The sequence below is a fragment of the Nonomuraea sp. NPDC003804 genome (assembly GCF_040610675.1).
Taxonomy (GTDB): domain Bacteria; phylum Actinomycetota; class Actinomycetes; order Streptosporangiales; family Streptosporangiaceae; genus Nonomuraea.
This window is the reverse complement of sequence record NZ_JBEXMT010000016.1, coordinates 173,439-187,209: the sequence shown is the minus strand read 5'-3', so window position 1 is coordinate 187,209 and position 13,771 is coordinate 173,439. Positions and strand designations below refer to the sequence as shown.

12 protein-coding genes and 2 pseudogenes are annotated in these 13,771 nt (G+C 72.2%); 4 read left to right on the top strand and 10 right to left on the bottom strand.

From position 1 onward, the window contains the following. Positions 1–38: 38 nt before the first annotated feature. The 5 genes from ABZX22_RS23075 to ABZX22_RS23055 all read right to left on the bottom strand — a co-directional run bounded on the left by ABZX22_RS23075 (position 39) and on the right by ABZX22_RS23055 (position 5,660). Positions 39–1,037, bottom strand: a complete 999-nt coding sequence (locus tag ABZX22_RS23075; protein ID WP_354912504.1) for a LacI family DNA-binding transcriptional regulator — start codon at positions 1,035–1,037, stop codon at positions 39–41. Positions 1,038–1,043: 6 nt separating this feature from the next. After that, on the bottom strand, positions 1,044–2,444 hold the full coding sequence (locus ABZX22_RS23070) for a GH1 family beta-glucosidase (RefSeq protein ID WP_354912460.1): 1,401 nt from the start codon (positions 2,442–2,444) through the stop codon (positions 1,044–1,046). Beyond that, the gene (locus tag ABZX22_RS23065) at positions 2,441–3,283 is read right to left on the bottom strand and encodes a carbohydrate ABC transporter permease (RefSeq protein ID WP_354912458.1); all 843 of its coding nucleotides are present in this window, start codon (positions 3,281–3,283) and stop codon (positions 2,441–2,443) included. Before ABZX22_RS23065 ends, ABZX22_RS23070 begins: the two co-directional genes overlap by 4 nt. After that, complete coding sequence (locus ABZX22_RS23060) at positions 3,280–4,236, bottom strand: sugar ABC transporter permease (protein WP_354912456.1); 957 nt, start codon at positions 4,234–4,236, stop codon at positions 3,280–3,282. Before ABZX22_RS23060 ends, ABZX22_RS23065 begins: the two co-directional genes overlap by 4 nt. Before the next feature lie 86 nt (positions 4,237–4,322). Then, positions 4,323–5,660: an extracellular solute-binding protein gene (locus tag ABZX22_RS23055; protein WP_354912454.1), complete on the bottom strand. Its 1,338-nt coding sequence runs from the start codon at positions 5,658–5,660 to the stop codon at positions 4,323–4,325. A 266-nt stretch (positions 5,661–5,926) separates the two neighbouring features. Between ABZX22_RS23055 and ABZX22_RS23050 the strand changes: the two genes are divergently transcribed. Together ABZX22_RS23050 and ABZX22_RS23045 are read left to right on the top strand one after the other, a co-directional pair. Further along, on the top strand, positions 5,927–6,556 hold the full coding sequence (locus ABZX22_RS23050) for a TetR/AcrR family transcriptional regulator (RefSeq protein ID WP_354912452.1): 630 nt from the start codon (positions 5,927–5,929) through the stop codon (positions 6,554–6,556). A 272-nt stretch (positions 6,557–6,828) separates the two neighbouring features. Further along, on the top strand, positions 6,829–8,202 hold the full coding sequence (locus ABZX22_RS23045; protein ID WP_354912450.1) for a hypothetical protein: 1,374 nt from the start codon (positions 6,829–6,831) through the stop codon (positions 8,200–8,202). Positions 8,203–8,304: 102 nt separating this feature from the next. Here ABZX22_RS23045 and ABZX22_RS23040 read toward each other — a convergent pair. Continuing rightward, positions 8,305–8,961 (bottom strand): annotated as a pseudogene (locus ABZX22_RS23040) (MFS transporter); the annotation flags it as partial. A gap of 38 nt (positions 8,962–8,999) precedes the next feature. Between ABZX22_RS23040 and ABZX22_RS23035 the strand changes: the two are divergent. After that, positions 9,000–9,257 carry a hypothetical protein gene (locus ABZX22_RS23035; RefSeq protein WP_354912448.1) on the top strand — a complete coding sequence of 86 codons (258 nt, stop codon included), beginning with the start codon at positions 9,000–9,002 and terminating at the stop codon, positions 9,255–9,257. Here ABZX22_RS23035 and ABZX22_RS23030 read toward each other — a convergent pair. Together ABZX22_RS23030 and ABZX22_RS23025 are read right to left on the bottom strand one after the other, a co-directional pair. Continuing rightward, positions 9,152–9,613, bottom strand: a pseudogene (locus ABZX22_RS23030) (MFS transporter); the annotation flags it as partial. The gene ABZX22_RS23035 and the pseudogene ABZX22_RS23030 overlap by 106 nt on opposite strands. Before the next feature lie 74 nt (positions 9,614–9,687). After that, positions 9,688–10,179: a hypothetical protein gene (locus tag ABZX22_RS23025; RefSeq protein ID WP_354912447.1), complete on the bottom strand. Its 492-nt coding sequence runs from the start codon at positions 10,177–10,179 to the stop codon at positions 9,688–9,690. A gap of 86 nt (positions 10,180–10,265) precedes the next feature. Between ABZX22_RS23025 and ABZX22_RS23020 the strand changes: the two genes are divergently transcribed. After that, positions 10,266–11,699, top strand: a complete 1,434-nt coding sequence (locus tag ABZX22_RS23020; protein ID WP_354912445.1) for a helix-turn-helix domain-containing protein — start codon at positions 10,266–10,268, stop codon at positions 11,697–11,699. Positions 11,700–11,707: 8 nt separating this feature from the next. Here ABZX22_RS23020 and ABZX22_RS23015 read toward each other — a convergent pair whose 3' ends face one another. After that, positions 11,708–12,679 (bottom strand): alpha/beta hydrolase, encoded by a 972-nt coding sequence (locus ABZX22_RS23015; protein WP_354912443.1) that lies wholly within the window; start codon positions 12,677–12,679, stop codon positions 11,708–11,710. Positions 12,680–12,930: 251 nt separating this feature from the next. Continuing rightward, positions 12,931–13,695, bottom strand: a complete 765-nt coding sequence (locus ABZX22_RS23010) for a VOC family protein (RefSeq protein ID WP_354912441.1) — start codon at positions 13,693–13,695, stop codon at positions 12,931–12,933. Between the last annotated feature and the right edge of the window lie 76 nt (positions 13,696–13,771).

The window sequence follows — 13,771 nt, the reverse complement described above, 5'->3', positions numbered from 1 at the left end:
TTTCGACCGGCAAAGGATACAGAGGAGCGGTCCGGCGCTCAGGCGCTGCCGCGCAGCACCAGATGGGTGTCGAGGATGAGCACGGGCCGGCGCAGTTCCTCGCCGTTGATCCTGGCCACCAGCAGGTGCGCCATCTGCCGGCCCATCAGCTCCGTCGGCTGGTGGACGGTGGTCAACGGCGGGTCGGTGTGCAGCGCCACCTTGGAGTCCTCGAACCCGACCACGGCCACGTCGCCGGGGATCGAGCGGCCCGCGGCCTTCAGCGCCCGCATCGCGCCCGTCGCCATCAGGTCGGAGGCGGCGAACACCGCGTCGAGCCCGGGATGGGCGGCCAGCAGCTCGCGCATCGCCTGCTCGCCGCTCTCCTCGGAGAAGTCGCCGAAGGCGACCAGCTCGCCCATGCCCGAGGCCAGCAGGGCGTCGCGGTAGCCGGCGAGCCGGTCGACGCCCACGCCCATGTCCTGCGGGCCCGCGATCGTGGCGACCCTGGACCGGCCGGCGGCCAGCAGGTGCTTGACCGCCTGCCGCGCCCCCGCCCTGTTGTCGACGTCGACGTAGCTGAAGGCGTCCAGCCCGACCGGCCGCCCGCCGAGGACGGTCGGCACTCCCATCGCCTCCAGCCTGCCCGGCAGCGGGTCCTCGCCGTGCAGCGACAGCAGCAGCACGCCGTCGACGTGCTGCCCCGTCAGGTAGTGCTCCAGACGCTCGTGCTCCTCCGGCGACTGCGCCATCGCCAGGATGAGCTGCAGCCCCGTCTCGGCCAGCGCCGAGCCGATGCCGCGGATGATGCCCGCGAAGTACGGCTCGTCGAAGATCCGCTGCTCGGACTCCGACACCACCAGCGCCACCGTGTCGGTGCGCCGCGTGACCAGCGCCCTGGCCGCCCTGTTGGGCACGTAACCGAGCTCCTCGATGGCCTTCAGCACCGCGTCCCTGGCCTTCGTGCTCACCTTCGGTGAACCGTTGACGACGCGGGACACGGTGCCCCTGCCGACCCCGGCGCGCGCGGCGACCGCTTCGAGCGTCGGTCGGTTCATGGCCATTCAGCTATTGTGCCGGATGGTCTCGGCGTACCACAGCGCGCTGTCCTTGGGGGTTCTGCGCTGGGTGGCGAAGTCGACGTGCAGCAGCCCGAAGCGCTTGCCGTACCCCCAGGCCCACTCGAAGTTGTCCATCAGCGACCAGGCGAAGTAGCCCTCCAGCGGCACCCCCTCGTCGATCGCCGCCCTGCAGGCGCGCAGGTGGGCCTCGAGGAAGGCGACCCGGTCGCCGTCGCGGACCCGGCCGCCCGACAGCACGTCGTCGAAGGCCGCGCCGTTCTCCGAGACGACCAGCGGCAGGCGGGGGTAGTCGGCCGCCACCCGCGCCAGGACCTCCCTCAGGCCGCCGTCGTCGATCTCCCAGCCCATCGCCGTGACGGGGCGGCCCCCGCTGACGAACGAGACGTGCTCGCTCCCCACCCAGGGGGAGGCCGTCCCGGTCGGCGCCGCCGCGGCCGAGGCGGGACCACCGGGGGCGCCGGAGACGGTGAAGCGGCTGTAGTAGTTGACCAGCAGCATGTCGATCGGGGCGGCGACGGTCCGCGCGTCGCCGTCCTGCACGAAGGCCATGTCGGTGACGGGCTCCAGGTCCGCCAGCACGTCGGCCGGGTAGCCGCCCTTCAGCAGCGCGTCGAGGAAGAACCTGTTCTGCAGCCCGTCGACGCGGCGCGCCGCGTCGAGGTCGGCCGCGCTGTCGGTGGCGGGCGAGACCGCGTACAGGTTCACGCACCCGCCCACCCTGTTGCCCGCGGTCCTGAGCAGCCGCGCCGCCAGGCCGTGCGCCAGGTTCAGGTGGTGCGCGGCCCGGACCGCGCTGACCGGCTCACGCCGTCCGGGCGCGTGCTCGCCCGAGGCGTACCCGAGGAAGGCCGCGCACCACGGCTCGTTGACCGTCGCCCAGTGGCGCACACGGTCGCCCAGCGCCTCGTGGACGGCCGCGGCGTACTCGGCGAAACGGTAGGCGGTGTCCCGCTGCGGCCAGCCGCCCCTGTCCTCCAGCGGCTGCGGCAGGTCCCAGTGGTAGAGCGTCACCCACGGGTCGATGCCGTGGCCGAGCAACTCGTCCACCAGGCGCCGGTAGAAGTCGAGCCCCCGCTGGTTGATCGGGCCCGTCCCGTCGGGCCGCACCCGCGGCCACGAGACCGAGAAGCGGTAGGCGCGCAGCCCCAGCTCCGCCATCAGCGCCACGTCGCCGCGGTAGCGGTGGTAGTGGTCGACGGCCACGTCGGCGTCGTCGCCGCCGAGCACCCGGCCGGGCTTCCTGGTGAACACGTCCCAGATGGACTGGCCGCGCCCGTCCTCGCCGACCGCCCCCTCGATCTGGTACGCCGAGGTCGCCGCGCCCCACGCGAAGCCGGTGGGGAACAGCAGCCGGTCGTCGAGCCGGTCCTGTCGGGTTGTCACGCCTTGACCGCACCTTCCATGATGCCGCCGACGATCTGCCGGCCGAACGCGATGAACACGATGATGAGCGGAATGACGGACAGCGCGGTACCCGCGAAGATCAGCACATAGTTCGTCGAGAACCGCTCGTTGAGCGCCTGGATGGCGATCTGCACGGTCGGGTTGTCCGGCGTCAGCACGATCATCGGCCACATGTAGTCGTTCCACAGCAGCATGAAGGTGTTGATGCCGAGCACGGCCATGCCCGGCCGTACGGCGGGCAGCACGACGTTCCACCAGATCCGCATCGTCGAGGCGCCGTCCACCCTGGCCGCCTCGACCAGCTCGTGGGGCACCGCCTGCTCGGTGTACTGCGTCATCAGGAACACGCCGAAGCCGTTGAGCAGGTACGGCAGGATCACCGCCGTCAGCGTGCCCGTCCACTCCAGCTCCACCATGAGCCGGTAGAGCGGCACGACGCCCATCTGCTGCAGCGGCACCATCATCGTCAGCAGGATCGTCAGCAGCAGCAGCCGCCTGCCGCGGAAACGCAGCCGCGAGAACGAGAAGCCGGCCAGCGTCGAGATCAGCACCACCGACACCGTCACGACCGAGGCCACGACGAAGGAGTTGGCCAACCCCGTCAGGAAGTGGGCGTCCTCGTTGGCCAGCACCGCCGCGATGTTCTCGCCCAGGTTGCCGCCTGGCAGGAACGGCGGCGGGACGTCCACGGCGTCGTCGTTGGTCCGCGAGGCGATGACGAGCATCCAGTAGAGCGGGAAGGCCGACAGCGTGATCGCCACGGCCAGCATGACCCTGGTCATGACGGTGGCCTTCCACATCGTCGCCGAGCCGGTCATCCGGTCCCTCCGATCCGGCGGACGAACAGGAAGTTGACCAGGGCGCCGAGCAGGATGAGCAGGAACAGCAGCCAGGCCGCCGCGGCGGCGTAGCCGTAGTCGAACTCCCTGAAGCCCTGCTTGACGATGAACATCGCCACCGTCTGGAACTGCCCCTGCGAGCCGCCGTCCACGTTTCCGTTGTAGAAGGTGGTGGGCTCGGCGAACAGGGTGAGACCGCCGATCGTCGAGTTCAGCACGACGAAGATCAGCGTCGGGCGCAGCATCGGCAGCGTGATCTGCCAGAACTGCCTGCGTCGCGAGGCCCCGTCGATCGCCGCCGCCTCGTACAGATCGCGCGGGATGGTCTGCATGCCGGCCAGGAAGATGATCGCGTTGTAGCCGGTCCAGCGCCAGTCGACCATGGTGGCGATCGCCAGCCAGGACGGCAGCCGCTCGGCGCGCCAGTTGACCGGCTCGACGCCGAACCAGCTCAGCGCCCAGTTCACCAGGCCCCAGTCCCTGGCGTACAGCTGGGTGAACACCACGGCGACCGCCACCACCGAGGTGACCAGCGGCAGCAGCACGCTCATCCTGATCGCCAGCCGCAGCCGCAGCCGCTTGTTGAGCGCGTTGGCCAGCAGCAGCGCGAGCAGCAGCTGCGGGATCGTGGCCAGCAGGAAGATCCCGACGGTGTTGCCGACCGCGTTCCAGAAGTCCTCGTCGGCCAGCAGCTGGGCGTAGTTGCCCAGGCCCGCCCACGCGGTGGTGCCCGCCAGGTCGTAGTCGTAGAGCGAGTACCACAGCGTGAACGCCAGCGGGAACAGTCCGAAGACCGCGAAGAGCACGAAGTAGGGGGAGATCAGGACGTACGGCATGGCCCTGATGTCCAGGACCGAGCGCCACCGCCGGCCGCCCCGCGGCGGCGGTGGCGCGGCGACCACCAGGGGCGCCTTTTCCAGGTGAAGGCTCATGGAGACCTCTCGCGTCGGGGACGGGCGGCCGGCCCGCCGGCGACATCGCGCGGCGGCGGGCCGGCGCTGTGGGGGGTGCTGGGGGCTCAGCCCGCGGCCTTCACCGCGTCGTCCACGAGCTGCTGCCAGGCCTTGTCCCGGGCGACCGAGCCGTCGTCCATGCCCTGCACCACCGACTCGATGGCGTTCTTCACCTGCGTGTGCTTCACCCCGAGGAACACCGGCTGCAGCGAGGCCGCCGACTTGGCGAAGATGTCGCCGATCGGGGCGTCGCTGAAGAAGGCGTTCCTGGCGCCGGTCACCGCCGGGTCCTGCTGGGCCTTGGTGTTGCTCGGCATGTTGCCGAAGTCGGCGAAGACGCTCGCCTGCACCTTGGCGCTGGTCAGGTAGTCGGCGACCCGCGCCGCCTCCTTCGGATGCGCCGACTGCTTCGGTACGGCCAGCCACGAGCCGCCCCAGTTGCCGCCACCGCCCGGCACGGCCGCGACGTCCCACTGGCCCTTGGCCTGCTCGCCGGCGTTGCCGCTGACGACGCCCAGCATCCACGACGGGCAGCCGACGGTGGCGAAGGCGTTCTTCTTGGTGCCGGTCGCCCACTCCTCGGTGAAGTTGCGCAGCTTGGCGGTCAGGCCGAGGGCGGTCATCTTCTGGGCGAACTCGAAGGCGGTCTTCACCGCGGGGTTCTTGTCGACGACGAGCGCGTTGGAGGTGTCGAAGTAGGAGACGTTGCCGTTCTTGGCCGCCTCCTGGACCAGCACCACGTTGTAGAGGGTGTTGGTGCCGTCGGTGAACCTGGCGTCCTTCACCTTGGCCTGGAACCGCTGGCCGACCTTGAGGAAGTCGTCCCACGTCGGCCACAGGGCGCTCACCTTGTCGCGCTCGGTGGGCAGGCCCGCCTTCTCGAACAGCGTCCTGTTGTAGCAGATGCTCATGCCGCCGATGTCGGTGCCGAGAGCGAACACCTTGCCGTCGGCGGTGACACCGTTCTGCCACTTCCACGCCGGGTAGTCGGCCTGGCGGCCCGACAGGCCCTGCTCGCCCAGGTCGGCCCACCACTCGGGGTGCGCCTTGGCCAGGCCCATGCCGCCCTCGTCGATGCCGACGACGTCGCCCGCGCCCTTGCCTGCCTGCAGCCACTGGATCATCTGCGGCCAGTAGACCTGCTCGAACTGGTCGGTGAGGACCTCCAGCTTGATCTGGACGTCCTTGTGCTCGGCGTTCCACGCGGCGACGGCGTTCTTGTAGCCGAAGTTCTCGCCGCCGCCGAACACCTGGACCCTGACGGTGACGGGAGCGGCCGCTCCTGAGGCGGCGGGGGCGCCGGAGGCCGGGGTGTCGGTCGCGCCCGAGCCGCAGGCGGCGAGCGCCAGGGCGGTCGCGGTCAGGGCGGCGGCCAGGCTGGCGCGGCGCTGGATGGTCATCATTCTGGACCCCTTCTCGGGTGGTCGCGGCCTCGTCCCCGACCGGTGGAACCGCGACGGGCATCTGTGGGAGCGCTCCCACGAAGGGTGGCCGAGCGGGGCTGGAACGTCAATACGGCGAAACAGAACCGTTACCGGCATGGGGATGTGGCCTGGTGAAACCGGATGATCGGCTATGAAAGGTCCATAGAGATCTTTGGGAGCGCTCCCATCGCACCGAGCATAAATTTCCAGTTTGTGGAAAATTCTAGAGGGTGTATGTTCGATCCATGGAGGAGTCGCGTCGCGACCGCAAGAAGCGGCTGACCAGGCAGCGGATCGTCACCGCGGCCATGAGACTGTTCGCCGAGCAGGGGTACGAGCAGACCACGGTGGCGCAGATCGCCCTGGCGGCGGATGTCGACCCCAAGACGTTCTTCAACTACTTCCGCAGCAAGGACGAGGTGGTCTTCGCCGACACGGAGCACATCGCCGACCTGCTGCTCGGGGTGCTCGCGGAACGGCGCCCGCAGGAGGGGCCCGGCGAACTGCTGGCCAGGATGGTCCAGGAGTACGCCGCCCTCCGCCGGCCCGTCGTGCCGCACAAGGAACCGGAGGAGCTGTCGGCGGCCTCCCGCCTGCTGATGACGACGCCGGCGCTGCAGGCCAAGGGGCTGTACCTGATGGTGGATCTGCAGCGGCGCATCGCCGGCGAGCTGTTGAAGGCGTTTCCCGGCCGGTTGGATCCGATCACCGCTGCGGCGATGACCGGATCCCTGATCGGCGCCATCCAGCAGGCGAGTCTGGCGAGCGTCGAGCTCGGCCGGTCGCAGGGCGAGCTGTGGGAGGCCGCGCGGCACGGCCTCGACATCGCCATGCGCGGCCTGCTGTCGGTACGGCCGGACCCCGGCGGCGCGTGACGCGCGCGGCCACACGCGCTCATGACGAGCGCGTCCGGCGACGCCCGCTGTCAGGTGCGTCTGTGGCAAGCGCGTTGTCACGAGCGTGCTCGCGGGCGCGTCCGGCGAGCGCGTTGTCACGAGCGTGCTCGCGGGCGCGTTCGGCGAGCCCGCTGTTACGAGCGTGTTCTCACGAGCGCGTTCGGCGACCCATCGATCGAGTCATCGACGGGGGCGCGACCCAGCCCTGAGGCTGGCCGGCGTCCGCCCATCGGAGGAAGGAACAGCCCGGCATGACGGAAAACCAGCGGCACTTCACCCGCGACGCACGCCGTGCCCTGCGGGAAGGCCCAGCGGCCATCGCCCGGCGGCAACGCGCCCGGTTGGCCGAGATCGTGACCTACGCTCGCGCTCACTCACCCTACTTCCGCGAGGTGTACCGGGACCTGCCGGAGGAGGTGGACGACCCGGCGTTGCTCCCGGTCACCGACAAGAAGACGCTGATGGACCGCTTCGACGACTGGGTCACCGACCGCACGGTGACCCTAGAGAAGGCCCAGGCGTTCGTGGCCGACCCCACGCTCGTGGGCGAGCGGTTCGAGGGGCGCTATCTCGTGGCCACCACGTCCGGCACCAGCGGCCTGCGCGGCATCTTCCTCCAGGACGAGCGGAGCCTGGCCGTGGGCAACGCCGTCGGACAGCGCGCCCGCACCGGGCTGGGAATCGGCGACGTCATCCGCCTCCTGCGCGGCGCCGGCCGTACCGCGATCGTCTCCGCGCCCGGCGGGCACTTCGCCACCGTCGCCGGAGCGGCACGGTTCCGCCGGGACCACCCACGGCTCAGCTGGCTGGTGCGGGAGTTCTCGATCCACCAGCCGCTGCCTGAACTGGCCGCGCAGCTCAACCGGTACAACCCGAGCTCCCTCACCGGCTTCTCGAGCATGCTCGGACTGCTGGCCGGAGAACAGGAAGCCGGCCGCCTGCGCATCCACCCAGGGATGGTCATCGCCGGCGGTGAGGCGCTGACGGCGGAGAACCGCGCCCGCATCGCCGGCGCCTTCCACGCCCAGGTCCGCTCCGCCTACGCCGCCACCGAGTGCGGCTTCCTCGCGTACGGCTGCGCGCACAACTGGCTGCACGTCAACAGCGACTGGGCCCTGCTGGAGCCGGTCGACGCCGACCTTCGGCCCGTCCCGCCAGGTCAGCCGTCGCAGACCGTCCTGCTGAGCAACCTCGCCAATCAGGTCCAGCCCATCCTGCGCTACAACCTGGGCGACAACGTCCTGGTGCGTCCCGACGCCTGCCCGTGCGGCAGCCCGCTACCCGCCGTCCAGGTGCGGGGCCGCGCGGCTGAGATGCTCGCCTTCCCCACCGAACGGGGCGAGCCCGTCGGCATCTCTCCCATGGCCTTCGGCACCCTGCTGGACCGGGTTCCCGGCATCCAGCAGTTCCAGCTCGTCCAGACCGCGCCCACCGCGCTGCGTGTGCGCCTGAGATCCGCGGACGGCGCCGACCCGGAGCGTGTGTGGCGGACGGTGCACGACGAGATCACTCAGCTGCTGACCGCGCACAAGGCCGGCCACGTCACGCTCGAACGCTCTGAGGAGCCGCCCGAGCGGTCGCCCGGCGGCAAGTTCCGCAGGGTCATCCCGCTGACCACGCCGTGACCCCGCGACCTGGCCCCGCCACGAGATGACGGCATCACGGTGAGCTCCCCTCCGCCGCGGTGCGCTGCTGCTCGGCCCGTACGGTGACCTGGGCGTCGTGCCCTAGGACGACTGTCTCACGACAGCGGACGGCGAGCCTGGGCCGTCCACCCGCCTGGCCGGGCGGTACGAGAGGACGAAGGCCGCGGCGGCGGTGAGCTGGACGGCGGCGCCCACCAGGAGCGCGGCCGTGGGGGAGTGGCCGGCCAGCGGTCCCGCCGCCGCCGAACCGAGCGCGAACGAGGTGATCTTCAGGCTGGCCCCGGTGGTGAACACCTGGGTGCGCAGGCGGGACGGTGCCTCGCGGTGCCGTACCGCGAAGAGGGCGGTGAGTTGCGGCCCCTCGCCCACCCCCACGAGCGCCACGGCCAGCACCGCCCACGCGAACGTCCCCGCGAAGGCGGCCAGCGCCAGGCCCGCTCCGATGACCAGGGCGCTCACCGGTACGACGATGTCGGGACGGGTGGCGGGGAACCTGGCGAGCACCGCGTTCGCCACCAGGGCGGCGGCGGCCAGCACGGACAGCAGCAGCGCGCCGTACCCGGGATCGCCGAGCAGGTTCGCGCCGAGCAGCGGGGCGGAGACCACCAGCATCGCGAGACCCGCGTAGGAGATCATCGAGGCCAGGGTGGCGCGCCGGAGGCTTCCGTTCCGCGCGAGAGCGGCGAACCCGTCGATCAGCTCGCGGCGCATACCGGGCTGCGGCTCCCCCGCCGCCGGGGCGGGGTGGGAGGCGGCCTGCGACGGGTGCGATTCGGGTGGGTCCGTGGCGGCTGGTGCCGGTGCGGGTGCGGTGCCGGCCTTCGGTGCCGGTACGGCGGGGGCGGGTGCCGGCCTCCGGTGAGGGCGAGGCCGTGGGTGCCGGTACGGCGGCTGCGGGCCGGGCGGGCAGGAACCAGGCGGCGGGCAGGGCGGCGGCGATCAGCGCGGCCGAGGCGACGACGGCGGACCAGGCACCCCCGGCGGCGGCGACCAGCCCCGCGAGGGCCGGGCCCGCCAGCCCGGCGAGGTTGTAGGCGATGGAGTCGAGGGCGTTGGCGCGCGGCAGCCGGTCGGGCGGGACCAGGAGGGGAAGCTGCGCGGTCCATCCGCCGGACAGGGCCGGGCCGAGCAGCCCTGCCAGCACGGCCACCCCGATCACCACCGGATCGGGCGTCCTGCCGACCAGCGCGAGGATGATGACCAGACCTGCCGCGTACCCGGCCAGAAGGGCGGCGAGGAGCCGTCCCGGCCTGCGGGTTCGGTCGAGCGCGGCGCCGAGCACCGGGCCGCCCCCGGCGGCGGCGACCGTCAGCCCCGCCAGCAGCCATGACGCCAACGAAGGAGAGCCTGTGGCCGCCAGCCCCAGCAGCAGGAGCGCGGGCGCGGACATCTCGTCACCGGTCCGGGCGGCCACCACGGCGGCCAGGTAACGTCTCATCGCTCGCGAACGCTACAAGAGCCGCTCTACCCCGCGTAGCCGTTGCGCTGGTTGGCTCGTACGGCGCCCTGGTAGGCGTCGATCAGGCCCCACACCCACAGGCCGAAGGAGACCGGCAGGATCAGCAGGCCGACGACGACGAACGCCAGGATGAACCCGAGGAACATCGTCATGTACGACCCGAGGAGAATGCCGACCCCCTTGCCGGTGTCGCCGTTGACGATCGACCCCACCCCCGGCAGGAGGAACGACAGCAGCAGCGAGATCGCCGGCTCCTTGCGCGGCGGCCGGGGGACGGGCGGGCCCTGCCTGTACGGCACGGCGGGGTGGCCGAAAGGTCCCGGGATCTGCTGGCCGTACGGGATCGGCGCGGTCGACGGCACGTCGTAGGAGCCTGACGGGTACCGCGGGCTGTACGAAGTCGGCGCGGTCGACGGCACGTCGTAGGAGCCTGACGAATACTGCGGGCCGTACGGGTCGGACGAGCCGTACGAATAATATGGCTGCTGGTCGGACAAAACGCCCCCAGGGACGAGACGGGTTCGTCCCACAACCCTATGCCGGGCACCGTCGGCGCAGCAGGAATCCTGGCTACCCTGACCGTGTGCAGGGACTGTTGCTGCGCCTGTCCGCGCTCGACACGGGCGCCGAGAGCGCGGTGCGGGTGATCGCGTACTTCGACTCGCTGGTGCGTGACCACGTCGGGGTGGCGACCCTGCTGCAGGCGACGGCGACGCTGGCGCAGTGCCCGGTGGGGCTGTTCGACGCCTCGACCGGACGGCGATGGCGCGCCATTCCCGGGCGGCGGGCCACCGCCGAGCGCGAGTCCGCCGCCCAGGGGCCCGCCGCCGCGCGCGGATCCGCCCACGCGCAGGTCTCCAGCCCTTCGCCAGGGGCCGTCGACATCCAGGGTGCCGGTCCTTCGAAGGGGCTCGTCGAGGTCCGGGATGCCGGCCATTCGCGAGGACCCGTCGACGTCCAGGCGGCCGGTCCTTCGAAAGGGCTCGTCGAGGTCGAGGGTGCCGGTCCTTCGAAAGGGCTCGTCGAGGTCGAGGGTGCCGGGCACTCGAGAGGAGCCGTCGACGTCCCCCCGAAGGGGCTCGTCGAGGTCGAAGGGGCCGGACGCTCGCCAGGACCCGTTGACGCGCCGGAGTCCGGTTCCTCACCAGGGACCGGCAGCGGTCGGGGACCGGACCTCGCGCCCACGTTCCGCGGCGGGCCCGAACCCGGAAGGCAGACCGGCGCCGGGCCGCTCACCAGGGAGCTCGGCGCGGGGCTCGGCACGGTCTGGATGGAACGTGAAGGCGACCCGCACGGCCTCGACGAGATCGTGCTCGAGAGGTTGGCCGTCGCGGCCGAGGTGACGCTCGAACGCGCTGCCCCGGCGGCCGATCCCGCCCTGGTCGAGCTGGCCCTGTCGGCCGACACCGGCGAACCTGAAAACGCCAGGGCCCTGCGCCTGCTCGGCTTCGACGCGGGCGTTCCGCTGCAGGTGCTCGCCGCGCCCGCCGCCTGCCGGTCCGCGCTCATGGCGGGTCTGCGCGCGGACGGCCTGCACGCCAGGAGCGCCGCGGTCGGCGAGCTGGCCGTGGTGATCGTGACGGCCGAGGTCGCCGACCTGCCGCCGGCCGTACGGGCCGGGGTGGGACCGCCGGTGAGCCCGGCCAAACTCGTCGAGTCGTGGGAGGCGGCCCGCCTGGCGCTGCGCTTCACCGGCGACGGGGCACGGGACCGGGTGGTGCGCTGGGCCGATCTGGGCGCGCTCGCGCTGCTGGCCGCTCACGTGCCCGACGCGGCCGTCGCCGCGCTGCCCGACGTGCGGGCGGTGCGCTCGCTGCCGCCCGAGGTGGCCGCCGCGGTGCGGGCGCTGTGCGAGGAGGGCTCGGTACGGCGGGCCGCCGCGGCCGCGCACCTCCACCACAGTTCGATGGCCGCCCGTATCGCCAGGGCGGAGGTGGCGCTGGGCTTCCCGCTGGCCGCGCCGGCGGGCCGGCTGCGAGCTCACCTCGCACTGTCACTGGCCCGCCTGGTCACCTGACCTCGCTGTCAGGGCAGGAGGGCCCGTCGCAGGGCGCTGATGCGCGCCGCCCCCGCCTGGCGGCTCACCTCCACGTCCGGGATGATCATGTCGAAGCCGTGGAAGGTCCCCGCGTAGAGGTGGAACTCGGTGGACACCCCCGCCTGCGCGAGCCGCTGCGCGTAGGTGAGGCACTCGTCGCGGAACACCTCCAGAGCGCCCACGTCGATGAACGCGGGCGGCAGCCCCGTCAGGTCGTCCGCCCTGGCCGGAGCCGCGTACGGCGAGACGTCGGCGGTGCCCCTGCGGTCGCCGAGCAGCGCGCTCCAGCCGAAGACATTGGCCGCGCGGTTCCAGACCACCGCCTCCTCGAACTCCAGCGTGGACGGCGTGGCGTCGCGGTCGTCGAGCATCGGGCAGATCAGCAGCTGGTAGGCGACGGCGGGACCACCCCTGTCCCTGGCCAGCAGCACCGTGCCCGCCGCGAGCCCGCCACCGGCGCTCGCCCCGCCCACCGCCAGGCGTGCGGGGTCGACGCCCAGCTCGGCGGCGTTCTTCGCGGTCCACAGCAGGCCCGCGTAGCAGTCTTCGACCGGCGCGGGGTCGGGGTGCTCGGGCGCCAGGCGGTAGTCGACGGCGACGACCACGCACCCGACCTCCTTGACGAACCGCGCGGCCAACGCGTCGTCGCCGTCGGCCGAGCCGACCACCATGCCGCCGCCGTGCACCCAGTAGAGGCACGGCAGCGGGCCGGGCGCGGGCCGCGCGGGACGGCTGATGCGCAGCCGTACGTCGGGAGCGCCCTCCGGGCCCTGCACCCACCGCTCCTCGACCGAGACGAGCGGGTCCTCGACCACGGTCGCCGCGCGCATGGCGGCCGCCTGCGCCCGCAGCGCGGGCAGGTCGTCGAACGTCAGCGTCGAGATGTCGGGGAAGGACATGTCGAGCAGGTCGAGCGCGGCGGCGAGTTCGCGTGCGAGGTGCGGGTGGTGGGGCATCATGCGGAACCTTCCGGTCGACGGGCGTGCATCTCGATGGTGCGTGGCGGTGCGCGCCCCGCACAACCGCAAGGCGGCGGGCATGCGCGCCGATCCCACCGCCGGATGGCGGTCCCCGGCGGCACCGGCGAGCGGCCCGCATCGGGCGGTGTTCAGGCGCCGGTGACCGGCCCGCGGTGGGCGGTGTTCAGGCGCCGGTGACCGGCCCGCGGTGAGCTGTCATCTGGCGCCGGCGGCCGGCGGGCAGTGCGTGCTCAGGAGGAGCTGGTGATGATCGCGCAGCGTGCGCCGAACGGGTCGTCGACGGCCGCGAAACGGCCCACTCCCTCCACCGACTCCGCCGGCATGACGACGGTGGCGCCGAGCTCCTGCGCGCGGGCGAGCGTGGCGTCGCAGTCGGCGACCTCGAAGTAGGGCAGCCAGTGCGGCGCGTCACCCTCCCCGAGCGGCGCGAGGCCGCCGAAACTCGCGTCGTCGCCCTCGGCGGTCGAGATCACGATGTAGTCCACGGGGCCCATCGGCACCGTCTCGACCCTCCATCCGAAGACGGCCTGGTAGAACGGCTGGACGGCGGCGGGATCGGACACGTGGAGCTCGGCCCAGGCCAGCGAGCCCTGTTCGGTGACGAGGTCGAGGCCCTTGGTGTCGCCGCCCTGCCAGACGGCGAAGCGGGCGCCGGCCGGATCGGTGAAGTGCGCCATGCGCCCCGCGGTGAAGACGTCGAACGGCTCGGCGCGGACACGGCCGCCGTGCTGCACGACCAGCTTGGCCGTCGCGTCGGCGTCGGGGGTGGCGAAGTAGGTGGTCCACGCCGCGGTGGCCCCCTCTTCCATGAGCGGCCCGAGAGCCGCGACGGTCCTGCCGTCCTGCTGGAAGAAGCCGTAACCGCCGGCGTCGGGCCCCGCCGACTGGAAGGCCCAGCCGAAGACGCCACGGTAGAAGGCGGCGGCCGCCTCGACGTCGGGAACGCCGAGGTCGATCCAGTCGGGCGCGCCTGGAAGGAACTGGGTGGTCAGCATGCAGCCAGCTTGACACCCGCCACCGGCGAAAACCGGGAACGCCGACGGGCGCAGCGGGTCGCGCGTGCGGGGGCGC

Excerpts from the sequence above, each read along its gene's own strand:
- ABZX22_RS23010 (WP_354912441.1), bottom strand. The coding sequence starts at position 13,695 with ATGCTGACCACCCAGTTCCTTCCAGGCGCGCCCGACTGGATCGACCTC.
- ABZX22_RS23045 (WP_354912450.1), top strand. The coding sequence starts at position 6,829 with ATGACGGAAAACCAGCGGCACTTCACCCGCGACGCACGCCGTGCCCTG.
- ABZX22_RS23065 (WP_354912458.1), bottom strand. The coding sequence starts at position 3,283 with ATGACCGGCTCGGCGACGATGTGGAAGGCCACCGTCATGACCAGGGTC.
- ABZX22_RS23060 (WP_354912456.1), bottom strand. The coding sequence starts at position 4,236 with ATGAGCCTTCACCTGGAAAAGGCGCCCCTGGTGGTCGCCGCGCCACCG.
- ABZX22_RS23015 (WP_354912443.1), bottom strand. The coding sequence starts at position 12,679 with ATGATGCCCCACCACCCGCACCTCGCACGCGAACTCGCCGCCGCGCTC.
- ABZX22_RS23055 (WP_354912454.1), bottom strand. The coding sequence starts at position 5,660 with ATGATGACCATCCAGCGCCGCGCCAGCCTGGCCGCCGCCCTGACCGCG.
- ABZX22_RS23050 (WP_354912452.1), top strand. The coding sequence starts at position 5,927 with ATGGAGGAGTCGCGTCGCGACCGCAAGAAGCGGCTGACCAGGCAGCGG.
- ABZX22_RS23075 (WP_354912504.1), bottom strand. The coding sequence starts at position 1,037 with ATGAACCGACCGACGCTCGAAGCGGTCGCCGCGCGCGCCGGGGTCGGC.